Source organism: Corynebacterium sp. 74A (assembly GCF_008930665.1).
Classification (GTDB): domain Bacteria; phylum Actinomycetota; class Actinomycetes; order Mycobacteriales; family Mycobacteriaceae; genus Corynebacterium; species Corynebacterium megadyptis.
The window spans coordinates 38099-65075 of sequence record NZ_PQMG01000006.1 but is presented as its reverse complement, the minus strand read 5'-3'; the positions used below and the strand labels follow the sequence as shown (position 1 = coordinate 65075).

Below are 26977 nucleotides of genomic sequence, written 5' to 3'. Positions count from 1 at the left end.
GAACGCCGTGCTGGATCCTATTTATTATGCAATTTCTGCCATCTTGTGGTTTTGGCACAAGGTGGTCAGTTATGTCCTCGACCCCGACTCGGGTGTGTCCTGGGTGCTCGCCATCGTTCTTCTGACGGTGACCATCCGTGCCTTCCTCGTCAGGCCCATGCTCAAGCAGATGCGCTCGACGCTGAAGATGCAAGAGATGCAGCCGAAGATGCAGGCCATCCGCGAGAAGTACAAGAACGACCAAGCCAAGATGATGGAGGAGTCGCGCAAGCTGCAGAAGGAGATGGGTGTCAACCCCATCGCCGGCTGTATCCCGCTGCTCGTGCAGATGCCGGTGTTCATCGGCCTGTTCCACGTGCTGCGTTCCTTCAACCGCACCGGTACCGGAGGCACCCAGCTGGGCCTGTCCATTGAGGTCAACCGCAATACCCCGAACTACATTTTCGGCGTCGATGAGGTGCAGTCTTTCCTCGATGCTCGTATCTTCGGAGTGCCGCTGTCCTCCTATATCTCCATGCCCAATGAGATGTTCGGCGCCTTCGGCACCGTGGACTTCACCCGCGCCAAGATCATTGCTGTTGCCGCACCGCTGATCCTTATCGTGGTCTTCGCAACCCACATGAACGCCCGCCTGTCGATCTCCCGCCAGGAGGAGCGCCGCCGCTCCGGCAAGACCAAGGCCCCGCAGAATGACATGATGGCCACCCAGATGCAGATGATGAACAAGATGATGCTCTGGTTCATGCCCGGCATCATCCTTTTCACTGGTGTCTTCTGGCACATCGGTCTGCTCTTCTACATGGCATCGAACAACGTGTGGACCTTCTTCCAGCAGCGCTGGATCTTTGCCAAGGTCGACGCCGAGGAGGAAGAAGAGCTCGCCCGCAAGCGCGAAGCGAAGCGCACCACTGCTCCTCGCCCTGGCCAGAAGCCGAAGAACCCGAAGAAGGGCACTAACTCTTAAACGCGCTCAAGCGTCCTAGAGTTCAGCGACCTAGTAAGCCCCCGCGGCCCAGCATCCTCCTCGCAGAGATGCTGGGCCGCGATGCATATTCCCCCTTGGGAAAGGCCGCATAGGGCAACGTATAGTGATGAATACAGTGCAGTCTGGCTGGGCAGGAGATACAGCCAGCGCCGAGGATGAGGAAAGGGATGTTTCACGTGAAACCAGAGTCGGAGGGCGAGCTGAATACAGAGATGGCTCCGCCGCCTGCGAGCGCGGCTGCCGTCTTTGGCGAGCGCCTCGATCTCGCTGTGCGCTATCACGCCTCGCTCGCCACCACCGGCACCCAGCGCGGCTTCATCGGCCCCCGCGAGATCCCCCGGCTTTGGGAGCGGCATATCCTCAACTGCGCGGTGGTCACCGAAGCCATCCCGGCCGATGCGCGTCGCGTGGCCGATATCGGCTCCGGTGCGGGCCTGCCCGGCATTCCGGTGGCCATCGCCCGCCCCGATCTCTCCATCACCCTCATTGAGCCGCTGCTCAAGCGCTCCACTTATCTGCGGGAAGTGGTCGAGGAGCTGGAATTGGAGAACGTCACGGTCGTGCGCGGCCGCGCCGAAGAAAAGACCGTGCGCGCTGAGGTTGGCCGCTTTGATGTGGTGACCTCGCGGGCGGTGGCCCCCTTGGGCAAGCTCGCCCGGTGGTGTATGCCGCTGGTGCGCCCGAATGGGAAAATGATTGCCCTCAAAGGCTCGAGTGTGCACGAAGAATGGGAACGCGATCACGCCACTATCGCCAAGGCCGGCGGCGGATTGGGCACAATCATGACCGTCGGTGAGGGTGTGCTGGAGCAGCCCACCACGGTGATCAGTATCCCGCGCCGCCGCTAGAAGTTGGTGTGGGTGCGTCGGCCTCTTACCCCATTGGTTGGTGACACAGTGAGGCACTAGGCTAGAGGCCTAGGTGTGTGCGCCAAGAGGGTGGCGTCGATAAGCATGATGGCCATGCTCCGGGCAGCGCACGCGGTAGTCTCATAGGCCAGCCATAGAGGGGATAGATCAGCGAGCATGCATGAAACTACGTGGGACGACACACCCATTGCCGCTGCGGCACAGCGGGCGGCGCAGGTGCGCACCCCGAATGCGCTGAAGCTGCCTCGACCCGAGCGGCCGCGCATCGTGACGATTGCGAATCAAAAGGGCGGGGTGGGTAAGACCACCAGTTCCGTCAATCTTGCCGCGGGTCTCGCGATTTGCGGGCTCCGGGTGCTGGTGATTGACCTCGACCCGCAGGGCAATGCCTCCACCGCGCTCGGCGTGGAGCATCGCGCCGGCACCGTCTCCAGCTATGAGCTGCTCCTCGGGGAAACTACCGCCGAGGAGGCGATGCAGAGCTGTGACTTCTCGGAGAATCTCTTCTGCATTCCCGCCACGATCGATCTGGCGGGTTCGGAGATCGAGCTGGTGTCCATGGTGCGCCGCGAATATCGCCTGGCAGATGCCATTAATGAGGACTTCCTCGCCGAGCACGATCTGGACTATGTGCTCATCGACTGCCCGCCCTCGCTGGGCTTGCTCACGATTAACGCCATGACCGCCGTCAACGAGGTGATCATTCCGATTCAGTGCGAGTACTACGCGCTGGAGGGCGTGGGCCAGCTGCTCAATAACATCTCCATGATCAGCACCCACCTCAACCCCGATCTGCATATCTCCGCCATCCTGCTCACCATGTATGACGGCCGCACCAAGCTGGCCGAGCAGGTCAGCAGCGAGGTGCGCAATCACTTCGGCGAGGTCGTGCTCAACACGGTGATCCCGCGCAGCGTGAAGGTCTCCGAGGCGCCAGGCTATAGCCAGACAGTGCTGGAATATGATCCCGGCTCGCGCGGCGCTATGGCCTATCTGGATGCGGCACGGGAGCTGAATAATCGGGGCGACTACCCCGCCACCGAGGAGTCCTCCCCTATCGGCCAAGCCCCATCCGGCGATGAGGATTGACGGAAACATGCCCAGGAAAGATACTGGGAGCGAGCGGGGCGATCGTCTCGATCGCAGGCGCTTAAGCGCCCCTGCAGCGCCCACGCGGAACGCAAACGAAGGATGTTGAGCAACCATGGCGAATGAAACTCGTAAAGGCGGTCTCGGCCGCGGTCTCGCGGCCCTGATCCCCGATGGCTCCGCCAAGCCGCGGCTGGGCAATAATGCCGCGAGCATCGTTCTGGGCGAGTCCTCTCGCGAGCGCGGGGCGGCCGGCAACCAGGGCGCACGCGGCAATCAGGGCGGTTCCCGGGGCCATTCCCAGGGCGTGGCGCAGGGCGGCACCGGCCAGGGTCGCCAGCGCAGCCAGAAAGGCGTGCAGCGCAGCCGCCCCGAGAATATCCACGAGGACTACTCCACCCCGATGGGTGCGACGTACCGGGAGATCCCCATTGGGCTGATCGAGCCCAATGAGAAGCAGCCCCGCGAGGTCTTTGATGAGCAGGCCATGGCCGAACTCACCCACTCCATCAAGGAGTTTGGCCTCATGCAGCCCATCGTGGTGCGCGAGGTAGCCGAGGGCTATGAGCTCATCATGGGCGAGCGCCGCTGGCGCGCGGCCACCAAGGCCGGCATGCAGGAAATCCCCGCGATCGTCCGCGAGACCGAGGATTCCACGATGCTGCGCGATGCGCTGCTGGAAAATATCCACCGCGTGCAGCTCAACCCGCTGGAAGAAGCCGCCGCCTATCAGCAGCTGCTGGAGGAGTTCGGTGTCACCCAAGCGGAACTGGCCGATAAGCTGGGCCGCTCTCGGCCGGTGATTACCAATATGATCCGTCTGCTCGCCCTGCCTGTGTCGGTGCAGCGCACGGTGGCTGCCGGGGTGCTGAGCGCCGGCCATGCCCGCGCTCTGCTGGGCGTGAAGGTGGGCGAAGACGCCCAAGAAAAGCTCGCCAAGCGGATCGTGGCCGAGGGCTTGAGTGTGCGCGCCACCGAAGAGGCCGTCACCCTGCTGAACCGCGGTGGGAATGCGGATAAGCCCGCGCCCCGCGAGAAGGCCCCGCAGCCGGAATACCTCACTCACGCGGCCGAATCCCTAGCCGATAGCTTGGACACCAAGGTGACCGTGCAGGCTGGGAAGAAGAAGGGCAAGATCATCGTGGAGTTCGCGGGCCGCGAGGATTTCGAGCGTATCGTCGAGCTCCTCGAGCGCTAATCCAGGTGCACGCTACCGGCCGGGGATCACAATGGGCGCCGATCACATCCAGCTGCTGCGGCTCGATCCGCGCGGCCTGAAGCATGTGCACCCGCAGGCGCGCCGCAGCATCTTCTGGGAAGTTGCGGCCGCCGATGAGGCCCTCATCCGCGATAGCGCCTTAGAAAAAGAGGCGTGGATCGTTCATGCCGCCACCACCCTCGGGGTGTGCGGCTTCAACCTCATTACCCCCACAGAGACTCTCGGCACCATCCTCTTCTGCCCGCCCGCGCTCGCCGGCGGCGTCTCCCGCCTCCCCAGCGGCCCGGTCCCCCGCCGCGCCATGCTGCTCAGCTCCTTATTTCGTACCCCACAGCTGGGCACTGCGCCGGTGCTTATCGACGCCGCCCTCATGCACCTCAGCCGCCACGGCATAGAGACAGTGCAGGCCTTCGGCTGGCGCGTCAGCGGCCGAGAGGAACTGGACTGGGTGCCCGAGCGTATCGGTTTGATGAGCGAAGAAGAGCTGCGGGCCGCGGGCTTTGAGGTGGTGCGCGAGCACCCCGTGGTGCCCCGGCTAGAAATAACATTGCCGCCAGACTCCTCAGTGCTGGCGGCGGCGGCCATGGACACCCTCAGCGCGGAGCTACACTGCTAGGAAGGTATCGGCTTAGCAGTTTTCCTGCTCGAGCAGTTCCGCGAAATTGTAGGTGCCGGTGGGCTGATCATCGGCATCCATGAGGTAGAGGCGCTTAACGGCCACCACGATGGCCTCGGCGATATCATCGCGCACCATCGGGTCGGTCAGCTTCGCCACGTCCGCATCGTTGGTGAGATAGCCGGTGACGACCTCCACGGTGGGCATCTGGGTCAGGCGCAGCAGCTCCCAGGTGCGGCCGTGATTACCGCAGTTGATCATCTGGGTGCGGGCAACGATCTCTCGCTGGATGAAGCCGGAGAGCTTCTCCCCTGTCAGCGAGGAGGAGCCGAGGGCGGAGCCGAAGTAGAACGTGGCCACACCGGAGGCTTTGTCATTCTTGTAGCGATCGGCTTGGAGGCAGATCATGAGATCCGCACCAAAGGCGTTGGCCACATCGGCGCGGGACTCCGCGGAGGAGTTATCCCCGCGTGGGCGGGACAAGATGGTCTCCATACCGGCGGCGATCATGCGGCCCTCGAGGCGGGTGGCGATATCCCAGAGGATTTCCTCCTCCGTGATGGCACCATAGGTGCCCACGACCGTCATGCCCTGGTCCTTGCCGCCGAGGCCCGGGTCGATCACGACCCGCTTGCCGGCGAGACGTGGCCCTGCACGGCGAATCTGCTCATCCTCGCGGATCGCCTGCGGGCAGCCGCCCGTGATGCGTAGTCCTAGTCGGCTGAGCGCCTTGATGGTCTTGGGCCCGCAGATGCCATCGGTCTCCAGACCGTAGTTGAGCTGGTAGTTTTTCACCGCATCAAAGGAGTTGGGCCCATAGCGGCCGTCGATGCGGTCGGTGTAGAAGCCGAGTTCCTGGAGCTGGGTCTGCAGCTGCACCACGTCATCTCCCACCAAGGTGTTATTCGGCTGGTACTGCAGCACGCGGGCACCCAAGGTATAGGAGGCCTCGCGGAGGGCACGGAGCGTGATTTCACCGATAAAGCCATCAGCGATGATGCCGCGGGATTGCTGGAAGCCGCGAACGACCTCGGCAAGAGCGGTATCGAATAGCGTGTCGGTTGCTGCATAGCTATCGAAGTCATCGGAAGATCCGTCTGCGGATTCGTCGACGGAAAGCAGCCCAAGACGAGCAAGGCTCTTCCGTACTTCCGCTACGCGCGGGCTACGGTCACCAACCCGCAACACGTCCACCACCGAGGTCCCTTCTACATTGATTGCAGCCGCGCTGCGCGGCTTTTCTAGTGCGCAGCACGACACCTGATATCTCAGCGTGTCACTATTCTAGGCGCGGGCGGCCCGCTAAACGAAAGTTGCTGAGAAAGGCACTTTCACGCTGTCGTTTTAACCTTACCAGTTACGCAAGTGACGCAAGTTTTTCCACGTATTCGCGCTTCGGTCGCACGCCCGTGTACTCAGCGACCTTCTCTCCGCCTTGGAAGATCAAAACGGTGGGAATGGACATAATCTGAAACATCGCGCCCAAGCTGCGCTCTGCATCCACATCCACCTTGGCCACTACCGCAGTATCGCCGACCTCCTCGGCAACCTGCTCGATCACAGGCGCGAGCTTCTTGCAGGGGCCGCACCATTCGGCCCAGAAATCCACCAAGACCGGTTTCTCGGACTCGATCACGGTGGACTTAAACGTATCGCTGGTGAGGTTGATGATCTCAGACATGGGGGTCTCCTTGGAGAATGAATGAAGGGCGGGGTTTAGTGCAGCGTGTCTTCCAGTTCGCCCAGATAGTGCTGGGCATCGATGGCGGCGCGGCAGCCGGTGCCGGCGGCGGTGATGGCCTGCTGGTAGTGATTATCTACGAGGTCGCCGACGGCGAAGACCCCGGGCACGCTGGTGCGGGTGGAGGGCTCCTGAACGCGCACGTGTTTGGTGTCGGTGAGTTCCACCTGCCCAGCGGCAATATCCGAGCGCGGATCGGCGCCAATGGCCACGAACATCGCGGCCACCGCCAGCTCGGAGGTTTCACCGGTGACGGTATCTCGCAGCAGCAGCGAAGACACCTTGGACTCGCCGCGCACCTCCTCGACCACCTTGTTCACCATGAACTCGATCTTCTCGTTATTCTTGGCGCGCTCCAGCATGATCTTGGAGGCGCGGAACTCCTCGCGGCGGTGGATGATGGTGACCTTGGAGGCGAAGGTGGTGAGGAAGGTGGCCTCCTCCATAGCGGAGTCGCCGCCTCCCACAACGGCAATCTCGGCGTCCTTGAAGAAGAACCCATCGCAGGTGGCGCAGGCGGAGACACCGCGCCCCAGCAGCTCCTTCTCCCCGGGCACGCCCACATAGCGTGGAGCGGAACCCATCGCCAAGATCACGCTGCGGGCCCGAAACTCCTCTTCACCGACGCGCACGATCTTCACCTCACCGCTGAGATCTGCCGAATCCACCATCTCCATGCGCAGATCAGCGCCGAAGCGCTCTGCCTGGGAGCGCATCTGCTCCATCAACTCAGGCCCCATGATGCCCTCGGCGAAGCCGGGGAAATTTTCCACCTCGGTGGTGGTCATCAACGAGCCGCCGTACTCATAGCCCTCAAAGACCAGTGGCTTGAGCTCGGCGCGTGCGGCATAGATGGCGGCGGTATAGCCTGCTGGGCCGGAACCGATGATGATGACGTCGTGGATCGTGTCGCTCACTGTGAGATGCGTCCTTTACTGTGTGATTCTGCGGCTAAAGTCTGCGGCAGCGGTGGCCGCCGATCGAGCGGCCCTAGCTGCGCGTCAGTGTCTACCTCTGCCACCCTACCCAACCGGTGGGAAAGGCTTCAGTACGCGGGGCGTCCCGCTCGTGCCTTGGTATAACACCGTGCCGGTGTCGAGCATTCCCGTGCGCCGGTATGGCGGCGAGGTGGCGTCGATAAGCCTTGCGGCGGCTAGTTCGCCCCAGCGAGCAGATCCGCGATCTCTGCCGGGTCGCTGTAGAGCTGCTGCAGCTTGGTGCGGGCCCGTGCCCGCCGCGACTTCACCGTGCCCACGGCTACGCCCTGGTACTCGGCCACCCACTCCACGGTGTAGCCGGCGATATCGATGAGATAGAGCGCCTCCCGCTGTTCTGGGGAGAGCGTCCGCATGATCGCCTGCAGCGCCAGCCGCGAGAGCTCGCTGATGAAGGGATCGTGGCTGTGCCGGTAGGCAATGGCACGGGAATGGGTGTCATCGTCCATCACCGCCAGCTCGTGGCGCTGGTGTGGGCGCCGATTGGTGAAGTCATAGCCGGTATTCGACACCAGCTTGTGCAGCCAGGTGGACAGAGTGGCCTCGGCGCGAAAGGTGTGCATCCGCTGCGAGGCCTTGAGCAAGGCTTCTTGGACGATATCCCAGGCGTCGTGCTCGGTGCGGCTATAGCGGCGGGCGGTGAGAAAGAGCGTGGTGTGGTGCTGTCGCACGATGTGGCGAAAAGCCTTCTCATCCCCGGCCAGATGCTGGCTCACCAGCTCCACGTCGGCGCGGCCGGTCTCCCCCCGTGTGCGATGTGTGGACTGAATATCGGTTGGCATCGGTGTGTTCATGATCTTCTCCCCCAGATGAACGATGAACAGTAGAAGCGGTTAGATTCTTAGCGCGCGGTGCTGCGCGCAGATGTAGTGTGCGAAAAATAGATAGCTAAGCAAAAGGTCCGGTGCACACCGTGATGTGCACCGGACCTATATAGGGGGATAGAGCTGAGCTAGAGGGTTATATCTTGGGCTAAGGGTAGCCTCTACCGCGGCGTGACGATGCTACTCTGCACTTTTCTCCTTCACGGTATCCACGATCCCCTTGACGCGGATTTCCTGGATATCTGCGGGCTTCGGAGACTGCGCGCTGCCCGAGGGCATCGGTAGCCGCTCGATCCACACCACCATGCCGCGATAATAGGTGGGATCCTCGTTCGTTGTGAGCTTCGGGAGCGTCACCACCGTGGAGCCCGTGCGCAGCACCGCGCGGCCGAGTTCGGTGAGCTGATCGCGGGAGTCCACCTCATCGGAGTCCGCGGTGAATCCCAGGATGCTCACGGTGGTGCCACCGGTCTCGGCGAGGAACTCCACCTCCGCCGGGGAGGCCGGCTGGGCGAAGTCGATCTTTAAGCCCACCCCATTTTTGATCTCCTCGCCCTCGCCAAACTGGGCGCGATAATCATCGGTGCGCCAGCGGGTGGACACATCGCCGTCGATCACCAGCTCCGCCAGCTGCGGATTATCCGGCCACTCGGCGGGGCGGGTCGCGGGATCGCCCGGCTCCCATTCCTCGGCGCGGGTGAGCTTCACCTTGGTGGCTTTGAGCACCTTCTCCGGTGCGCCAGAAATGGAGTCCGAGTTCACTGGGCTATCGGCGCGGTTGCCGCCGACAATGCCGAGCAGATAGACGCTGGAGGCCGCCACCAGCACCACCAAGCCCACCGTGGCGATAGAGACCAGGGTGAGGCCGGCGCGGGTATATCCCTTGGAGCCGAAGCCCGGCGAGGAGGTGGGATCGGGCGCGGCATCCGCGGCCACCTCGAGGTAGTGTTCGGGATGATCCGAGCCCATACCGAACTCGTAGAGGTCAGCGGCCATCACCCGGGGGTTCACCGTGTCGGCATCATAGAGCTGAGAGGTGAGATACTTCAGATCCCGGCCGGCGCCCTCATCCTCCACGAGCTGCTCCACGGCCTTGGCAATATAGCGCAGATCTTGGCCATAATCGTTGCTCTCCAACACCGCTGGGAAGGCGAGCACGGCTCGGCCATCGGTGTTTACACGGATGCGATCAAAGTGGTCGAAGCCAAGCGAGATACCGGTCTCCTCGGCCGTGGCGGCGGCGTCGAGAAGCGAACTCATGGCATAGGCCACCGCGCGTGGATTGGCGCCGGTGAAACGCTGGCGCTGAGAGCCGGACTGGGCGCCGATGGTGAGCGAGTTCAAGGCGGTGCCCTCCACCCAGTCCGCCACCACGAGGCAGCCCGCGCGATAGGGCAACACGTGGATATTATCGGCGATCGCCGGATGGTTGAGCTCCGCGAGGGCACGGGTGGTGCGGGTGACCTCAGCGGCGCGCTGGGCGGCCGTGGCGGGGCTGACAGGAGCCGCGGGGATCTGCATGCCTTGGGTGTCCACGAACACGAGCGCCACCTGCTGGCCGGTGCGTTGATCGCGGGCGTGCCAGAAGCGAGCGCCCGGGACGCGACCATAATCCCGCAGGAGGCGGTAGCGGCCATTGGCCACAGCGGCACCCGGGACCAGGCGCGGGATGCGCACCTCGCCGGCCGACATCGGCGGCGGCACCGGGGAGGCAGTAAAGTGCTCCACGGTGACCAGCTGGGTGGATAGCTCGGCGGTGGTGGCGGCGGGCAGCCCCTCGTTCGCCGAGTCCTCCTCGTCCGCCTGCGGGGCGCGGAGCATGCGGTTGAGCACCGGCACCCGGCTGAGCTGGCGGGCGAAGGCACTGACCTCGGGCAGTCCCGAGCGGGAGAGCACGATGGCGGTGACGATGAGGAATACGGTGCCGGTGATCGCGGTGCGTAGCATGATCACCACCGAGGAGGCCGCGCCGAAGAAGGTCAGCTGCAGCAGCCAGTCCATAACGAGGCCCACGCCGGCGCCCACCAGCGAGGCACCAATCACCCACAAGGTGGAGGTCATGATTTCCTTGCCGCGCAGCGATCCCAGTTTGCGGCGCAGGAGGAACACACCGATCACCGCGCCGCTGACAAAACCAAAGCCATTGGCGGCGCCGAGCAGAATCACCACGCGCGAGGAGGAGGTAGCCACAAAGGGGGCGGCCGCCGAGAGCAGGATCTTCACCGTGGTGATACCTGCGATGATGAAGGTGGGTGTCCACGCCTCCTCGCGGGCATAGAACACGCGCAGGTGCAGCAGCACCAAGGCGTAGGGAATGAGGGTAAAGGCTGAGAAGCTCAGGGTCCAACCCAAGATATCGGCCTCGGAGGGAGTGAATTGGCCATAAGCGAAGAGCGCATTGGCGATGTTGGTGCCAAAGGCCATGAAGAACACGATCACCGGGATCAAGGCGGCGAAGGTGAGCTTGGAGGCCCACGTGAGATCCCGCACCACGGCCTGATCATCGCCCTCGGCGGCGTTGCGCGACAGCCGCGGCATGATAGCGGTCAAGAGGGTGACACCGATGACGCCATAGGGCACCTGCAGCAGCAGCCAGGCCTGCTGATAAATCAGCGGGGCGCGGGCATCGGCATTGGAGGCGATGCGGGTGGTCACGATGTAGCCCAGCTGCGAAATGGCCACATAGATAACGATGGCGATGGCCATCCCAGCGAACTCTTTGAGCCGATCATCGATGCCCCAGAGCGGGCGCAGATCGATGCCCTTTTTCCGCAGCGGCGGTACCAGCAGTAGCGCCTGCACCACCACACCCATGGTGGTGCCCAGACCCAGCAGCAGCACGTGCGGGTCTGTCACCGAGGCCTGTTCGGCGGGATCCAGCGCCCCCGGCACCATCCAGTAGAGGGCGAAGGTGGCCAGACACACCACGTTGTTCCACACCGGCGCCCACGCCCCTGGACGAAACACGCCCTTGGTGTTGAGCACCGCCATGAACAGCGAGAAGATGCCGTAGAAGAGAATCTGCGGCAGCACCAAATAGGCGAAAGAGGTGGCCTGAATGATATTGACCTTGCCCTCATCGTCAATGGTGAGTCGCGTCAGCAAGGGCGCGGTGAGCACCGCGAGCGTGGTGACGACGATGAGCAGCGTCAGCGCCAAGGTGAACAGCCGCCGAATGAAGGCCGCTCCCCTATCCGGATCTTCCTTCTCGGCGCGCACCAGCACCGGCACCACCAAGGAGGTGAGCACGGCGCCGAGCACAATCTCGGTAACGAGATTGGGCAGCGTATTGGCCACGGTGAAGGCCGAGCCCACCGCCGAGCCGAGGGTGGCGCCGATGGCGAGGTTGCGGAGAAAGCCGGTGATACGGCTAATCAGGGTGGCAATGGCCATGGAGCCGCCGGCGCGCACCACATCGGAGTCGCTGGTGGTTCCCTGCTCCTCCTCCTTGGTGGCCACCGGGGAGGACGTTCCGGCCGCGGTGACGGGCTCCTGCTGCGCCTCATAGAGCGCCTGGGCCGGTTCGGCGGCCAGCTGCGAGTGATCGCTGTGCTGGCTCTCCAGCCGCTGCTTCCGCTTTTCCTGAACGCTAGGTCTGGATTCGGGGAGCGGCGCGGGCGGCGCCGGCGGTACGATGCGGCCGCGTAAGCCGGGCCGCTGGCCCGCTGCTGGCGTGTGCTTGTCTGTCACTTCTCAACCACGTTTCGTCTTCTAGCTGTCCCTCGATCGGCGCGAGGAGCGGCTCTCATCCCCCGGTGTTCTCGGCGGCGGGGTTCGTCTCGGTCTGCGTTGTCTGCTGCGGGGTGGCCCAGGCGGGTCATCCCCGGGACTCGGCCCTGGGTGGTGGTGAGCATGACGACGCGGCAGATGCTGGGTGCGTCGCGCCGCCTCCTGGCGGCCCCGCCTATCCACGTCCCTGCGGTGGTGGCGCTGCTGGTTGTCGGTGCTGGCGGCCTCAGCGCGGGCCATGGCCCGCGCCGCCGCGGTACGCGGCTGGCGCGCCGATCGGGCGCGGCGACGCTTATTCGTGCGCAGCGCTATCAGCCCCACGAGCATCACCAAGAGCACTCCAGCGAGCCAGCGGTTGATGGTGGTGCCGCGGGTCTGCACCGAGATATCCACGGGATTACTGATCAAGGTGTCAGTGGGGGTGAGCAGGAAGAGTTCGAGATCCGTGCGCTGGTCATCGTCGGGGATCATGGCCGTCAGTTCCGTGGTGATGGAACCCTTGGCGGGGATGCGCAGCTGCGTGGGCAGCTCTAATCTCACATTCTCTGGAGCGGAATAGCCGATATGGGAATCCACCGGCAGCGGCAGGCCATTGCGGGCCACGATCAACAGCGGCGAGGAGTTGCTGGTGCGGGTGTAGACGTTGCCCGGCGGCAGCAGGGCCACGGCATCGCGCAATTCCATGAGCATCGCCCGGTTGCCCGTGATGCCGCGATCTGCGCGCTCGGTGGCGGCGGTATGGCGGCGCAGAGTATCGCGTTCGGTGCGGCTCAAGGCGCGCAGAATGCCTTGGCGTAGCGGCGCAGAAAAACCATAGGGGGTGAGCGCGATATTGGGATCGCGCACCATGAGGCGAGTGACCTCGTCGGTATAGCGCAGCTGCTGGCTGGTGGTGATGATCTCGCGGTCGCTCATTGCCGCCGGATCCACCACCTCCCGTGCCCCGGTCGGGGCGGCGGCGGTAGCCAGATAGTCCGTGATAGCCATGGGCGCGCTGATCCGCGCATTGAGCACAAACTGGGCGCTATCCAAGAGGCTATCGGCATCATTGCTGCTCAACTGCGCCGGAGGGAGCACCAGCAGCGGCTCTCCCGCCTGATAGGCGTTCATTGCGGCGAGCTCGAGGGCGGCCGCGGCGCTCTGGCGGCGGGCTGGGGTGGAGTCCAGGGTGTAATCGAAGCGGTAGCGCGGATCCGAATAGGCCGTGGTGACTGGGGCGCTGCCCATACGCGCCACGAGCGTGGCCAGGCCAGAGTTATAGCCCACCGGATGGATCCGCTCCCCCGCGGGTGCCGCGGTGGAATCTGCGAGCAGCACCTCGGCGCGGCCCAGAGTGGGATCGGGGATCTGCTCTTCCTGCGGAGCCTCGTCTTGGGTGAGCACATCTGGGGCTTCGTCATAGACATTCTGCTGGCCGCCCTGCCGCCGCTGCCGCACCCACGCCTCGTCGGGAGTGAGTCCTGAGGAGGCGGTGTGGATCACGCTCTCGGCGCGATCCGTCATATAGCCGGCAGTGGGGATCACCACCGAGCTAGTTACCGGCCGGTCGAGGATCTCCTCCACCGTCAGCCGGCCGCGGGTGACGGCCTCGCGGGCCAGCCACTGATTACCGGTGGACGCCACCGCATTGAGGTCGGCATTCGCCCAGGGCAGCGCCACCACGCAGTGATTCTCGGCGGCGCGGTGGAGCTTCGCGATCCACTCCCCCGCCACCACGGGGCTCGAACCCGCTGCAGACAGGCTCTCCTCGGAGGGGGTATCCCAACGGTCCCGCAGCCGCGCCGCCGGCGCCACCGGAGAGGGCCTGCTATCGGAGACGCGATACCCATCGCTCATGCGATCCACCGCGGCGAGCAGCTGCGGATCCACCGCCAGGCAGGTGGCATCCTGCAGCGCCGCATTGTTCGAGGTGCGCTCGATATAGGTATCGAGGAGCTGATCGAGGCGCCCACCCGAGACGATCGTGGAGGCTAGCTCATCATCACGCAGATACAAGGTCGGCTGGGCGGGAGCCTCCCCCGTTTCGCCCGGGGTGATGTCTGTGGAGGCGGTAATCGGCAGCAGCATGGTCAGGCCACTCGGCGGGGCCGGCTCCTCTGCATCAGGAGGAGACTGTTCCTGCGGGGCGGCGTCGACAAGCGCCGAGGCAGGGCTGAGCGGATCGGTGGGCACAAGAAAACGTTCCGTGGTGGAACTCGCCCCCGCTGGCCCCGTGGCCCCCACCCAGATCAGGAAGGGATAGACGCCGGGCCGGATCCGATCCGCGCTGGCGCCCGGGGGGACGGTGAGCGTGAGTTCGCGCTTCTCGCCGGCGTCGATGCGCAGATCCTCCTCCCCGGTGAGGGAATAAGGATAGGCCTCAAGGCCCACCGTCATCATGGTGGCGGCGTGCTCGGGGTCAGTCGTGGCGTCTCCTCGATAGAGTGTGAGCGAGACGTCCGAGATCGAGGTATCCGCGGTATTGGTGATGCTCACCCGCACCCGAAAAGGGCGCGTGGGATCCCAATGGGACTGCTCCAGCGGGGAGATCTCCACCCGCAGCGGCGAGGCCTTATCCTCGGCGCGAATATAGGGATTGACCCATTGTTGCGCTACCTGGGGATCGCTCGGGTCGAGCACCACCGGAAAAGCCGCAGCCTGCGGGGCAAGGGCGGGCGGCGTCGTGGCGGCCACCGCTGCTACCACCACAGACGCGGCTAGACGACGCGTACGACTCACCGTGGTGTTGTCCTTCCCTCGGCGTGCATGCGCACCGCGCATTCCCGCATCAGAGAATGGGCCGTGCGCGCCAATTTGCGCTCATCGGCATAGGCCAAGCGTTCGATCAGAGAATTCGCTGGTACCCACGATACCTCGGTGACCTCGGGGTCATCATCGTTTAAATCCCCGTCCACATAGGCCAAAAGATGATGGTGCACCGTCTTATGGATGCGCGTGCCATCGGAGACAAACCAATAATCAATCACCCCTAGCTCGCCCAAAACCTCGCCCTTGATGCCGGTTTCCTCCCACACCTCGCGTTCCGCAGTGGCGGTATGGGCCTCGCCATTTTCCACATGGCCCTTCGGCATCGACCACAACAGACGGCCGCGGCGATCCACGCGGCCAATCAACGCCACATAGATACGGGACAGATCCACTGCTCCGTTCTCATCCACGGCCTCCGCCAGACCGGAGGCCACCAAGCCGCCCGCCGAGGTTTCAATAGAGGTGGGCATGGAGTGCTGTCCGCCTCGGCCCTTATCGCCGCGACGCGGGCGGTGCGCATTCTGCGGGCGCTGGTTTTTGCCCCGCTTCTGCTTCTTCTGGCCCTGCGCGCCACCGCGCCCCCCGCGCTTGGCGGACGTGCCGCGCCGTCGCCGCGAGGAGCCCTCGCCGGACTGGGTGGATGCCTCGCCCTCGTTCTCTGAGGTGTGGGGGCGGGAGTTGCGGTGGGCATTCTGCCGTCCCCCACGGCCGCCGCGCTGGCGCCGGCGTCGCCGCCCGCCCTCCGAGCCGGAGCGCGCAGAATTCGAACGCGAGGAACCGGAAGCCTCGGAGTTAGCCTCGCTACCTGCATCGGCAGGGGGCGGGGTGTGCGCTGGGGTGTGGGTGCGGCGCCGCGATCGACGGGTGGAGGCACCACGAGACCGGCCCCTCGTCGTGCTGGGGCTCGTGTTTCCGCTGGAACCGGAGCCTGCAGTGCTGCTAGACTCGCTTGTTCGCTGCGCCGAATTTTCGGCGTTGCTGCTCGTGGTACTCATTCCCTTGATCGTATCGTGACCAGCCGCCGGTTGGTACTTCGACATCACGAGTAGACTCATCACACATATACGGTGACGCCAGGAGGGGGTCGCCGCACTGTGCAAGGAATCGGAGGAGATTCATGTCCGATGCACTGCCGGGATTTAACCGGCTGCGCGAAATTGGCCACAGATTTGCAGATCTTGCAGCGCTTTTCGACGCTCACCAGCACCCGCTGTACCTCGTAGGCGGCAGTGTTCGTGACGCTTTTCTCGACCGCGGTGGCATGGACTATGACTTCACCACCTCGGCGCGCCCGGAGCTGATCATGCAGATACTGCAGTCCTATGCCCCGGCGGTATGGGACACCGGTATCGAATTCGGCACCGTGTCTGCAGAGAAAGACGACGCGCAGATCGAGATCACTACCTTCCGTAGTGATACTTACGATGGCAGCTCCCGCAACCCGGAGGTGCGCTTCGGCGATAGCCTTGAGGGCGATCTGGTGCGCCGCGACTTTAAGGTCAATGCCATGGCCGTGCGCATCACCCCCGAGGGGGACGTGGAGCTGCACGACCCCATGGAGGGGTTGAGCGACCTCCAAGCGGGGCTGCTCGATACCCCAGCCACCCCGGAGCAGTCCTTCCACGATGATCCGCTGCGTATGCTGCGCGCCGCCCGTTTCGTCTCCCAGCTGGAGTGCACCGTGGCGCCGCGAGTACAGCAGGCGATGACGGAGATGAGCGGCGAAATTACGCGCATCACCGCCGAGCGGGTGCAGATGGAGATGAGCAAACTCATGCTCGGCCGCGCCCCATGGGCCGGTATCGACGTGATGGTCGAGAGCGGACTGGCCGATCATGTGCTCCCCGAGGTTCCCGCGCTGCGTCTTACCCAGGACGAGCACAAACAGCACAAGGACGTCTACGTCCACTCGAAGCGGGTACTGCGTAATGTCACAGAGCACGAGGGCGATGACGGCCCCGACCTAGTGCTGCGCTGGGCGGCGCTCATGCACGATATCGGCAAGCCCGCGACCCGCGAGTTCCACGAGGGCGGTGCCGTGAGCTTCCACCAGCACGAGGTCGTGGGAGCGAAGATGGTGCGCCAGCGCCTGCGCGCCCTGAAGTATCCCAAGCAGGTGGTCAAGGACGTATCGCAGCTGGTGTTTTTGCACATGCGCTTCTATGGCTACAGCGATGCGCCGTGGTCCGACTCCGGGGTGCGTCGCTATGCCAATGACGCCGGTGAACTGCTGCCGCAGCTCAATAAGCTGGTGCGCTCGGATTGCACCACCCGCAATAAGCGCAAGTCCCAGCGGCTCAAGCGGGCCTATGATGAGCTGGAACAGCGCATCGCTGATCTCGCCGAGAAGGAAAACCTAGCCGCCGTCCGCCCGGATCTCAACGGCAACGACATCATGGAGATTCTCGAGCTCCCGCCCGGACCCGAGGTGGGCCGTGCGTGGTCATACTTGAAGGAGCTCCGATTGGATCAGGGCCCCATGGAGCGCGACGACGCCATCGCGGCACTACGCTCGTGGTGGCAGGAACAGAACTAAAGGACACACCGCCATGGAACAGTATTTCGGAGATAATCTCTTCAGCGCTATGGAACGCAATCCCATCGAGGTGGGCGCCGTGCTGGTGCAAGATCACGAATCTGAGTTTGGGCCGCATAAGCGCGATGCTCTGCTCGTGATCGAATACTCCGAACAACGCACGATGGCGCTGAGCTTGACAATGCCCTCCGAGATGGCGGTGGCTAATGTGCTGCCGGAGTGGTCCGATCTGCTCTGCACTCCCCCAGTGTTCTATGTCGGCGGCGCAACTAGCCCAGAAGGGGCCCTAGCCGTGGCCGTGCTCCGGCCTGGCGTGAAGGCCGAGAAGGGCGATTTCTGGGATGTGCTCAGCAATCGCATCGTGGTACTCAATCTGCAGCATCCGCCGGAGGCCTTTGAACCCTATGTGGAAAGCGTGCGCTTTGTCGCCGGGCACAAGGTGTGGGAACCCGGTGAACTCAAGAAGGAGATCCAGCTCGGTCATTGGTTTGTCGCTCCAGCACTCCCCTCTGATGTCACTGCGGGACGTATGGTGGATGTTTGGGGCGATATCCTCAAGCGCCAAGACTTCCCGATGTCGGTATTTAGTACCTTCACCTCGGAGTACGAAGAGAATTAAAAAGGCCCGGATGTTTCACGTGAAACATCCGGGTTTTTCTTGTCTCGGAGTGGCTGCTCCGCGGCTACGAGGATCAGCGCTGCGACCAGTACTCCTCGAACTCTGCGGCAGTGAGCGGGCTGGCGACGATGTCTTCGAAGTTCCCATAGAGATTCGGGTGCGGTACCACCGGGTTCGGCGGAGCGTCCATGCCTTCAAGGGCGAAGCTACCCTCGGCGGTGAGCACGGCGGAGCCGGTGATCTCGTGGGTGCGATGGGAGCTATCCGCTGGGCCCTTGAGCTCGAGGACGCGCAGCATGCGGCACTGCTGGGTGTCGATCTCCTCCAGTTCCGCGACATGAGTGATCGCTTGGGCCTCGATGGCCATGCTGATGCGCACGTAGAGCGTCTGCGCGTCGCTGCCGCTCGGCTGTGGGCTGTGTCGGCTTTGCGAGCTCTGCGGGTGGGACATGGGGTGGAAACCTCCTCGATACGGGTGTGCGGACGGGGTTCTTAGCTGCTGTGCTGCCGAGTGCTCTCGGCGCTCTCGCCGCTGTCGCTCTCCTGCGAGCGGGCATAGCGGGCGGCCAGCCAGGAGCACATCATGAGCTGCACCTGATGGAAGATCATGAGCGGAACGATGAGCAAGCTTACTTCCACGGGGCCGAAGATCACAGCACCCATGGGTAGGCCCGTGGCAAGGGACTTCTTGGTGCCGCAGAACTGAATGGCCTTTTGATCCTGGGGATCAAAGCCGAGGCGCGCAGCGACCCAACGGGTAAGCCACAGCATGAAGGCCACCAGCACGATGGAGAAGCCGATGAGAAAGAGGATCTCCCCCACGTCCACGGTGTCCCAGATGCCGGAGACCATGCCCGCGGAGAAGGCCGAGTACACCACCATGGTGATGGAGCCGCGGTCGACGATCTTGGTGCCTGTGGCGGCGGCCCAGCGGCCGGTCCAACGCCGCGTGAGCTGTCCCGCCACGAAGGGCAGGAGAAGCTGCACGGCGATTTTGATGAATACCTCCGGCCCCACGGTGATGCCTGTGCCCTGGGCCATGATGAGCATGACCAAAAGCGGGGTGAGGACCACGCCCAGCAGATTGGAGAGCGAGGCGCTGACGATCGCCCCAGCGACGTTGCCGCGGGCAATAGAGGTAAAGGCCACCGAGGACTGCACTGTGGAGGGCGTGAGCGTGAGATAGACGATGCCCAGATAGAGCCCGGTCGACAGTATCGCCTTGAGCGGGGTGAGGGCGATTCCGATGAGCGGAAAGACCACGAAGGTAAAGGCGAGGATCGTCAGGTGCAGCCGCCAGTGCTTCAATCCAGCCAGTGCTTCTCGCGGCGAGAGCCGCGCACCATAGAGGTAGAAGAGCAGGGCGATGGCGAGCTGAGTGGCCACGGAAAAGGCATCGGCAAACCACCCGCGGGCGGGTAGGACGATCGCCACAATGACCGCGCACAGAATGAGTACGATCAAAGGGTCTGGTGGTCGCAGAGTGAATCTCGAGCGCATGCCCTTCAGCTTAGTGCTGCCACCTCAGCCGTGGGGGCCGCTGTGCCGGGAGCTAGGAAGCAGGATGTCGTGGGGAGCACCAAGAAAATAAAACCCCTGTACACGCCGGCTTGGTGCGGTCAGCCTTTGGGAGTGCCTACTATTGGTTGCCCCGATAGATGAGGGCTGGAACCTTTGGAATCGCCCGTCCTCGGGGCTTTCCAGTGGCATATGCGGGGCCACAGAGTTTTGTCACGTTATGAATAGCGCCCCTGTGCGTAGTATGCCCCAATTATAGCCCCTCGGGGCCGAAAAGAGCTAGAGGGGAGTGCCGTAGCACTCCCCTCCCCTAGCGTGAACTGCTTAGAAATTCTTGGCGGTGGCCGCCTTCATGCGGGAGACAAACTCGCCGAGTTCCTTCTTCAGTGCCTCGAGATCCGTGATGCGGCGCGGCTCGGGGTGCTCGCCCTCGCAGTACTTCTCGATGATGGCAGCAATGGCGGAGCCGGTGATCGCCCCGGCGGCGCCGGCGGAAATGGCGTCCGAGACGTGCTCGGGGGTGGAGATGCCGAAACCCAAGAGCGAAGGAGCGCCGCCGAAGCGTTGAATATTCTTCACGATCTCCGGCAGGCCCCCGGTTTGAGATTCGGACTCGGCACCCGTTACGCCGAGGCGAGAGACGGTGTAGATATAGCCCTTGGACACAGCGGCGACGCGTTCCAGGGTCTCCTCATTCACATTCGGCGGTGCGATGAACACCGGATCCACCTGGTGCTGCTTGGCGGCGGCGATGAAGGGGGCGGACTCGCGCACCGGGATATCCGGAATAAGCACGGAATCGGCTCCCGCCTCGTGGATCTGGGAGTAGAAACTATCCAGACCAAGAGAAAACGCCACATTGCCATAGCAGAGCAGGCCCATGGGAATCTCGGGATAGCGGGCGCGGATGCGGCGAATGATATCGAGCGAGGCGGCGAAGTCCATGCCGGCGTCGAAAGCGCGGATATCGGCGGCCTGGATGGTGGGGCCATCGGCCACCGGATCGGAGAAGGGCACGCCCAGCTCGAGGGCATCGGCGCCGTTCTCGATGAGGGTGGTGATCAGCTCCACGTTGGTATCGGGGTCAGGATCGCCAAGCATGATGAAGGGGACGAAGGCACCCTCGCGCCGTTCATCCAAGCTGGCGAAGAGATCGTCATAGCGGGACATGCTTAGTTCTCCTTCAGGGTGTACTCGGGGTGCTCGGCCAGGGTGCGGCGCACATAGTCAATATCCTTATCGCCGCGGCCGGAGAGGGATACCAGAATGGTGATCTCCTCGTTGTTCTCGGCGGCGAGGGCGGCGCGCTTCAGGGCATAGGCCAGGGCGTGGGAGGACTCCAGCGCCGGCAGAATACCCTCATAGCGGGTCAGCAGCTGGAAGGCCTCGAGCGCCTCGGCGTCAGTGATGCCCACATAGGTGGCACGGCCGGAATGAGACAGGTGGGCGTGCTGAGGGCCGACGCCCGGATAGTCTAGGCCAGCAGAGATGGAATAGGACTCCTCTACCTGGCCCTCAGCGGTGCGCATGAGATAGGACTTCGCGCCGTGGAGAATACCGATGCGACCAGCGTTGATGGGAGCGCCACTCTTGCCGGAATCCAGACCGAAGCCGGCGGGCTCGGTGCCCACGAGCTCCACCGAGTCCTCCTCGATGAAGTCGGCGAAGATACCAATGGCATTGGAGCCGCCGCCCACGCAGGCGGTCACCACATCCGGCATACCGCCGATGCGTTCCTCCATCTGCTTCTTGGCCTCGGTGGAGATGACGCGGTGAAATTCGCGGACGATCGTTGGGAAGGGATGGGGGCCGGCGGCGGTGCCGAGCAGATAGTGGGTGTCCTCGAAGGATTCCGTCCAATCGCGGAGCGCCTCGTTCACGGCGTCCTTCAGGGTGCCGGAACCAGAGTTCACGCTCACCACCTTGGCGCCCATCATTTCCATGCGGTAGACGTTCGGCTGCTGGCGCTCGACGTCCTTGGAGCCCATATAGATCACGCACTCGAGATCCAGCAGGGCGCAGGCGAGAGCAGTGGCGGTGCCGTGCTGGCCGGCGCCGGTCTCTGCGATCACGCGGTGCTTGCCCATGCGCTTGGCCAGCAGGGCCTGCCCGATCACCTGGTTGGTTTTATGAGCGCCGCCGTGCACCAAATCCTCTCGCTTAAGGAAGATGCGCGCATGGCCCTTGCCCTGTCCCTCGAGGGGCAGGTTGGAGCATTCGGTAATCGGTGTCGGCCGGCCGAGATAATCCCGGAAATAGGTTGCTAACTCCTCCATGAACGCCGGATCCTCCATGGCGTCCACGAAGGCCCGCTCGAGCTGATCTAGGGCGGGAATAAGCAGTTCCGGGACATATTGCCCGCCGAACTCGCCGAAATACGCGGGAAGGATGGTCTCCCGCTCTGTGTTCTGGGTGGTCTCTGTCATCGTTGATCGTGTCCTTGGTCGGTGATATCGGGGTGTTCTGCGGCCTCGCCCTGAGGGGCGGGAGGGGCAAAGTGGAAGTCCTTGATGGCGGCGAAGGCGCGGCGGATAGCGGCACTATTCTTTCGATACTGCCACGTTTCCCCGGCCGCGGAGCCATACTCCACGCCGCTATTGAGATCGACGCCGACGCAACCGGTGCCCAGCGCCTCGTCGATATTCTCTGGGGATACTCCGCCTGCGATGAGGGCGCGGTTTTTGACGTTATCGGGGATGGTGGCCCAGTCGAAGCTCTCGCCGGTGCCTCCTTCGCCATTGTCCAGCACGAGCTTATCCACCAGTCCCCCGCTGGCATGCGCCTCGGCCATCCGTGCCCCGTGCTCGGAGCTCATAGAGATAGCCCGCCACACCTGGACCTCGGGGCCGACTTCAGCGCGCACGGCGGAGATCAGCTGCTTCTCCCCCTCCCAGGTATCGGAGAGCGGCGCATGGATCTGTACGGCGTAGACGCCACTATCGGCATAGTCCCGATAGCCGGAGCGCTGGCGCGAGACCGCCACATAGCGCAACCCGGGCTCCGCGGCCATGATGGCCGCCGATGTTTCACGTGAAACATAGCGGGGCGAGGCGTGCTCGAAGATCAGCCCGCCGTAGACGGCGCCGGCCGCACAGGCGGCTTGGGCGGCCGCTGGGGAACTCAGCCCGCAGACCTTATTCTCGCCGTAGATGAGGGCGCGGGCGGCCGCGTCGATATCGGGCTGTGAGGTGAGTTGCGAGCCCACTAGGAAGCCATTGACCACCCCGCCCAGCTTCTCCACGGTGACATGGTCCTTAATACCCGATTCGGCTAGCAGCACCGCGTCTGTGGGGGCCAGAGGAGCCAATTCGGTCGAGCGGGAGAGGTCGATGCTGAGATCGTGGAGATTACGGTGGTTCACGCCAATAATGCGGGCACCTAAGGAGGTGGCGCGGGCCATCTCCTCCTCGTCGAGCACCTCAGTGAGCACATCGAGGCCGAGCCGTGCGGCCAGCGAGGAGAGTTGCCGGTACTCGGCGTCGTCAAGCACAGAGAGCATGAGCAGGATGGCGTCGGCCCCGAAATAGCGGGCGGCCACTACCTGCACTTCATCGATGATGAAGTCCTTGCACAGCACGGGGAGATGGGTGCTGGAGGCCACGGTGGCGAGATGGTCATAGTCGCCGCCGAAGCGATCGGGCTCGCAGAGCACGGAGATGGCCGCGGCATAGCGCGAATAGATCCGCGCGATATCGGCGGGATGATAGGACTCGCGAATCAGGCCCAGGGAGGGCGAGGAGGACTTGCACTCGAGGATAAAGCGGTGCGAGCCCTGCAGTGCGTTGTAGAGCGAGCGCTGCGAGGTGGGAAGAGACGCCGCCTCTACCCCACCAATGCGCGCGCGGATATCCGCGAGGTGGCCACGGCGGGCGCTGACGATCTCCTCCAAAATCGTGGGCAGCGAAGAGGACTTACTTGTCGTCATGGTCACTCCCTTCATAGGTGGCGAGCCAGTCCTGGACGGCGCCGCTAGAGATGACCTCCTTGGCGCGGGCGGTGCCCGCGGCGATGCTCTCGGCCGCGCCGTGGAGATAGAACATGGCGCCGGCGTTCACTGCGACGGCATCCACATGGGCCGCCGGGGCAGTACTGGCGAAGACAGCCCGCAGCATCTCGGCGTTCTCTGCGGCGTCGCCGCCGGTAATCTCGGAGAGCTCGTGGGTGGCAATGCCCATCTCTTCCGGGTTGAGGCGATAGTGCGAGATTTCGCCGTCCTTGAGCTCCCAGAAATCCGTGGGCCCGTGGACCGCTAGCTCATCGGTGCCGCTGCCATGCACCACGAGGGCGCGCTCGCGGCCCAGCTCGCGCATCACGCGGGCGATGGTATCGCCCAGGCGTGGCTGTGCGATACCCATGATCTGCAGCTTTGGGCGTGCTGGGGAGAGCAAGGGGCCGAGAATATTGAAGAGGGTGGGAATACCCAGCGCCTTACGCACGGGCTGCACGTGTGCGACGGCGGGGTGATAGGCCGGTGCGAAGAGGAAGGTGAACTTCGACTCCTCATAGCAGCGCACGGCGCTATCGACGTCCTGCTGCACCGGAATGGAGAGCGCCTCCAGCACATCGGCAGAGCCGGACTTCGAGCTCACCGAGCGGTTGCCACACTTGACGACGCCGCAGCCGCCCGCTGCACAGACCAAGGAGGCGGCGGTGGAGATATTAATGGTGTTCTTGCCGTCACCACCGGTACCGGCGGTGTCCAGAAGGCCCGCGCCCGTGAGCGGGAAGGGGCGGGCGGCGGCGAGGAAGGCCTGGGCCGCGCCGGCAATATCCTCAAAGGTCTCACCACGGGTGCGGATGGCCACCAAGAGGGCGGCCATATGGACGTCATCGTAGTCGCCCTCGGTGAGCGGCTCGAAGACCGCGCGGGCCTCCTCCACCGTGGGGTGAGGATTATCCAGATAATTTTTCAGAAGATCGACTGCGGCTGGGTTAGCCATGATGAGTGCCTTTCGTTTCACGTGAAACAATGCGGGGAGGATGGGCAGGGGTACTGCCCTCCATTATGGGAGCAAGATGTCGATGGCGCGCTGGATGATGTGCGGCCCAGAGGGACTGAGAATGGACTCGGGGTGGAATTGCAGGCCGATGGCGTCGGTACGATCCTCCGCGCCACGGATAATGCCCGCCATGATGACATCACCGCTGTCCGAAGGGCAGGTGCCGAGGCTCTCGATGCGCTCGGGAACATCAACGCAGCCGAGTGAGTGATAACGCGCCACCGGCACGTGGTCGCCGGCGCCGGTGCTGCGGTCCGGATGTGGGTCCACGCTCAAGCCAGCGAAGAGCGCGGAGCGCGCCCCCGCCTCGCTGAGCACCATGTCACTCATGCGGCCGTGCACGGGCCCGCAGGGGGCCACCACTCCCCCACAGTGCTCGATGAGCGCCTGGAAGCCGAGGCAAATCCCGAGCATCGGGGTGGAGCCCAGTTCGGCGGCAATGAGCTGAGTCATGGTGCCCGCCTCGGAGGGATAGCTGGGGCCGGGAGAGAGCACGAGCAGATCCGGCTGGAGAGCCTGGACCTCGGCGACGGGGGTGGTATTGCGCACCACCGTGATGCGATGCTCGGTAGCGGCAATGGCGTCCACCAGGTTGTAGACGAAAGAGTCGAAATTATCGATAACAACAATGTGGCTCATGCTCGTTCCACCTTCAATTCCTGCGCTGCGGCAGCCGCGATGGCGTCCAGCACCGCATAGGCCTTGTGTACGGTTTCATCGGCTTCGGATTGCGGCACCGAGTCGCGGACGACGCCGGCACCGGCCTGCACATGGGCGCGGCCATGGCGGACGAAGGCGGAACGGATGACGATGCAATTATCCATATCGCCATTGCCCGCCAGATAGCCCACGGCGCCGCCATAGCTGCCGCGACGGATCCCCTCAGCCTTCCGCAAGAGCTCCACCGCCTTGATCTTCGGGGCGCCGGTGAGCGTGCCCATATTCATGCAGGCGCGGTAGGCGTCCAGCGGATCGAAGTCCTGGGCCAAGGTGGCGCTGACGATACTGACCAAGTGCATCACCCGGGAGTAGCGGTCCACCTGCATGAGGCGATCCACCGCGCGGGTGCCCGGTACCGCCACGCGGGCAAGATCATTGCGCGCGAGATCCACGAGCATCGCATGCTCGGCCGTTTCCTTGTCATCGGTGCGCAGCAGAAGTTCATTGCGGGTATCGAGCTCCCGATTCAGGCTGCCATCGGGATTGAGCCCGCGTGGCTGCGTGCCCGCGGCAGGATAGATCTGCAGCGTCCGACTCTCGGCGGTGTACTTGAGGTTGGACTCCGGCGAAGCGCCGAAGAGCTCATAGGCGCTCTCCCCTGCCTCATCGTCCGCGCCCGCAGCCGCCGCGCCGTGGATATAGAACATATAGGGGCTGGGATTGGACACTCGGAGCTGACGATAGGCGGCGAAGGCATCGGGGCAGTCCACGCTGAAGGTGCGGGCGGGCACCACCTGGTAGATATCGCCTTCGTAGATATTGCCCTTGAGCGTGCGCACGACATCGCGGAATTGCTCATCGCTGAGGTTGATTTCTGCGTGCAATGTTTCACGTGAAACATCCCCCGTGTACTCCGCGTCGGCGGCGGGGTTGGCGGGCGCGGAGTGGGCGTCGATAAGCACCGAAATGCGCTCGAGCTCCGCGGCGTCTGCCTCGCGGGAGGAGGCGAGGGTACTCACCCGCGCGAGCGAGGCTTCCTCGGAGCGGTGGTCGATGTCCAGCAGCGTTTCGGCGAGGATGAACTGATAGTCCGGGTAGGTATTGGGCCCCTCCTCCACCTCGGGAAGCTCCTCGAAGGTGGCGAGGTAGTCGAAGGCAAAGCCGCCCGCTAGGAAGGGCAAGAGACCATCGTGGACGCCGGCCTCCTGCTGCAGCAGCCGCAGGGGCAGCACCGTGCTCGGAGCGAGGAGACGCTCCTTCTCGTCCATGGCCGTCGAGGGCGGGAAATGGAAGCGGAGGCGATCCCCGGGGAGACGGTACTCGGCCAGACGGGATGCTAGCAGCTCTGCCAGCGGCTCGCCAGAGGCGCTGAGGATATCTACCTGGACATCATGGCCAGTACAGGTCAGCCGCAGCGAGGCGCTGAGGATCGCGAGAGATTTCACGCCGCGCTTGGACTCAATATCGACCGATTCCAGCAGAACCGAGTCTGCAGGGGTGTCCGTGCCATCAAGACAGAGGGCGCGATATACCTCGGAGGCATCGCGGTGATAACGCACTGGGCGGCGCAGCACTGCGGGCTCATAGTGCGGCGGGGTGGTGAGTGTCATCGTGCTCTTTTCTTCTGAAGCCTGGGTTGATTGGTGGGGCCACCTCCCCCGTGGCGTCGAGCCCGCGCCCTCTCAGGCAACAAAAAAGGCTCGCCGCGCCGGGGAGCGAGCGAGCCTAGTGAAAAGACGTTGGAATGCCGAATTCGTGGCTCGCCCTAGCTGGCGCGCCACCACCACGAGTGGGTGCTGGAAGTGAATTCGTGCAACAACATGGCAGCT

At 63.9% G+C, this 26977-nt stretch carries 22 protein-coding genes; 7 read left to right on the top strand and 15 right to left on the bottom strand.

Going from position 1 to position 26977, the window contains the following annotated elements; genetic code table 11:
- Positions 1 to 7: 7 nt before the first annotated feature.
- The 5 genes from yidC to GBB11_RS09295 all read left to right on the top strand — a co-directional run bounded on the left by yidC (position 8) and on the right by GBB11_RS09295 (position 4778).
- Positions 8 to 964 (top strand): membrane protein insertase YidC, encoded by a 957-nt coding sequence (gene yidC / locus GBB11_RS09315; protein ID WP_151549758.1) that lies wholly within the window; start codon positions 8 to 10, stop codon positions 962 to 964.
- A gap of 233 nt (positions 965 to 1197) precedes the next feature.
- Complete coding sequence (rsmG, locus tag GBB11_RS09310; protein WP_225979238.1) at positions 1198 to 1833, top strand: 16S rRNA (guanine(527)-N(7))-methyltransferase RsmG; 636 nt, start codon at positions 1198 to 1200, stop codon at positions 1831 to 1833.
- 177 nt (positions 1834 to 2010) lie between these two features.
- Complete coding sequence (locus GBB11_RS09305; protein ID WP_151549756.1) at positions 2011 to 2943, top strand: ParA family protein; 933 nt, start codon at positions 2011 to 2013, stop codon at positions 2941 to 2943.
- 115 nt (positions 2944 to 3058) lie between these two features.
- A complete protein-coding gene (locus GBB11_RS09300; protein WP_151549755.1) occupies positions 3059 to 4141 on the top strand; it encodes a ParB/RepB/Spo0J family partition protein in 1083 nt (360 codons plus the stop codon).
- A gap of 31 nt (positions 4142 to 4172) precedes the next feature.
- Positions 4173 to 4778 (top strand): hypothetical protein, encoded by a 606-nt coding sequence (locus GBB11_RS09295; protein WP_151549754.1) that lies wholly within the window; start codon positions 4173 to 4175, stop codon positions 4776 to 4778.
- Between the two features lie 12 nt (positions 4779 to 4790).
- On the opposite strand, the gene GBB11_RS09290 is transcribed toward GBB11_RS09295, so the two are convergent.
- The 7 genes from GBB11_RS09290 to GBB11_RS09260 all read right to left on the bottom strand — a co-directional run bounded on the left by GBB11_RS09290 (position 4791) and on the right by GBB11_RS09260 (position 15810).
- Entirely contained in the window at positions 4791 to 5975 is a 1185-nt protein-coding gene (locus GBB11_RS09290) for an N-acetylmuramoyl-L-alanine amidase (protein WP_151549753.1), read from the bottom strand.
- 160 nt (positions 5976 to 6135) lie between these two features.
- Positions 6136 to 6459, bottom strand: a complete 324-nt coding sequence (gene trxA / locus GBB11_RS09285; RefSeq protein ID WP_151549752.1) for a thioredoxin — start codon at positions 6457 to 6459, stop codon at positions 6136 to 6138.
- A 35-nt stretch (positions 6460 to 6494) separates the two neighbouring features.
- Positions 6495 to 7436, bottom strand: coding sequence for a thioredoxin-disulfide reductase (gene trxB / locus GBB11_RS09280; protein WP_151549751.1), 942 nt, complete (start codon positions 7434 to 7436; stop codon positions 6495 to 6497).
- Between the two features lie 236 nt (positions 7437 to 7672).
- Entirely contained in the window at positions 7673 to 8308 is a 636-nt protein-coding gene (locus GBB11_RS09275) for a sigma-70 family RNA polymerase sigma factor (protein ID WP_225979223.1), read from the bottom strand.
- A 210-nt stretch (positions 8309 to 8518) separates the two neighbouring features.
- Positions 8519 to 12028 (bottom strand): murein biosynthesis integral membrane protein MurJ, encoded by a 3510-nt coding sequence (gene murJ / locus GBB11_RS09270; protein WP_151549750.1) that lies wholly within the window; start codon positions 12026 to 12028, stop codon positions 8519 to 8521.
- A gap of 21 nt (positions 12029 to 12049) precedes the next feature.
- Entirely contained in the window at positions 12050 to 14785 is a 2736-nt protein-coding gene (locus GBB11_RS09265) for a hypothetical protein (protein ID WP_151549749.1), read from the bottom strand.
- The gene (locus tag GBB11_RS09260) at positions 14782 to 15810 is read right to left on the bottom strand and encodes an NUDIX hydrolase (RefSeq protein ID WP_151549748.1); all 1029 of its coding nucleotides are present in this window, start codon (positions 15808 to 15810) and stop codon (positions 14782 to 14784) included. Before GBB11_RS09260 ends, GBB11_RS09265 begins: the two co-directional genes overlap by 4 nt.
- Before the next feature lie 122 nt (positions 15811 to 15932).
- Between GBB11_RS09260 and GBB11_RS09255 the strand changes: the two genes are divergently transcribed.
- Entirely contained in the window at positions 15933 to 17351 is a 1419-nt protein-coding gene (locus GBB11_RS09255; RefSeq protein ID WP_151549747.1) for a CCA tRNA nucleotidyltransferase, read from the top strand.
- 13 nt (positions 17352 to 17364) lie between these two features.
- Positions 17365 to 17970, top strand: coding sequence for a YqgE/AlgH family protein (locus tag GBB11_RS09250; RefSeq protein WP_151549746.1), 606 nt, complete (start codon positions 17365 to 17367; stop codon positions 17968 to 17970).
- Positions 17971 to 18043: 73 nt separating this feature from the next.
- On the opposite strand, the gene GBB11_RS09245 is transcribed toward GBB11_RS09250, so the two are convergent.
- From GBB11_RS09245 to GBB11_RS09210, 8 genes are all read right to left on the bottom strand, one after another.
- Complete coding sequence (locus tag GBB11_RS09245) at positions 18044 to 18421, bottom strand: hypothetical protein (protein WP_151549745.1); 378 nt, start codon at positions 18419 to 18421, stop codon at positions 18044 to 18046.
- Positions 18422 to 18462: 41 nt separating this feature from the next.
- Positions 18463 to 19470 (bottom strand): bile acid:sodium symporter family protein, encoded by a 1008-nt coding sequence (locus GBB11_RS09240; protein WP_151549744.1) that lies wholly within the window; start codon positions 19468 to 19470, stop codon positions 18463 to 18465.
- 342 nt (positions 19471 to 19812) lie between these two features.
- Entirely contained in the window at positions 19813 to 20658 is an 846-nt protein-coding gene (trpA, locus tag GBB11_RS09235) for a tryptophan synthase subunit alpha (protein ID WP_151549743.1), read from the bottom strand.
- Positions 20659 to 20660: 2 nt separating this feature from the next.
- Positions 20661 to 21914 carry a tryptophan synthase subunit beta gene (gene trpB / locus GBB11_RS09230; protein ID WP_151549742.1) on the bottom strand — a complete coding sequence of 418 codons (1254 nt, stop codon included), beginning with the start codon at positions 21912 to 21914 and terminating at the stop codon, positions 20661 to 20663.
- The gene (gene trpCF, locus GBB11_RS09225; RefSeq protein WP_151549741.1) at positions 21911 to 23413 is read right to left on the bottom strand and encodes a bifunctional indole-3-glycerol-phosphate synthase TrpC/phosphoribosylanthranilate isomerase TrpF; all 1503 of its coding nucleotides are present in this window, start codon (positions 23411 to 23413) and stop codon (positions 21911 to 21913) included. Before trpCF ends, trpB begins: the two co-directional genes overlap by 4 nt.
- The gene (gene trpD, locus GBB11_RS09220) at positions 23400 to 24428 is read right to left on the bottom strand and encodes an anthranilate phosphoribosyltransferase (RefSeq protein WP_151549740.1); all 1029 of its coding nucleotides are present in this window, start codon (positions 24426 to 24428) and stop codon (positions 23400 to 23402) included. Before trpD ends, trpCF begins: the two co-directional genes overlap by 14 nt.
- Before the next feature lie 63 nt (positions 24429 to 24491).
- Positions 24492 to 25127: a gamma-glutamyl-gamma-aminobutyrate hydrolase family protein gene (locus GBB11_RS09215; protein ID WP_151549739.1), complete on the bottom strand. Its 636-nt coding sequence runs from the start codon at positions 25125 to 25127 to the stop codon at positions 24492 to 24494.
- Positions 25124 to 26758, bottom strand: coding sequence for an anthranilate synthase component 1 (locus GBB11_RS09210; protein WP_151549738.1), 1635 nt, complete (start codon positions 26756 to 26758; stop codon positions 25124 to 25126). The genes GBB11_RS09215 and GBB11_RS09210 overlap by 4 nt, the downstream gene beginning before the upstream one ends.
- Between the last annotated feature and the right edge of the window lie 219 nt (positions 26759 to 26977).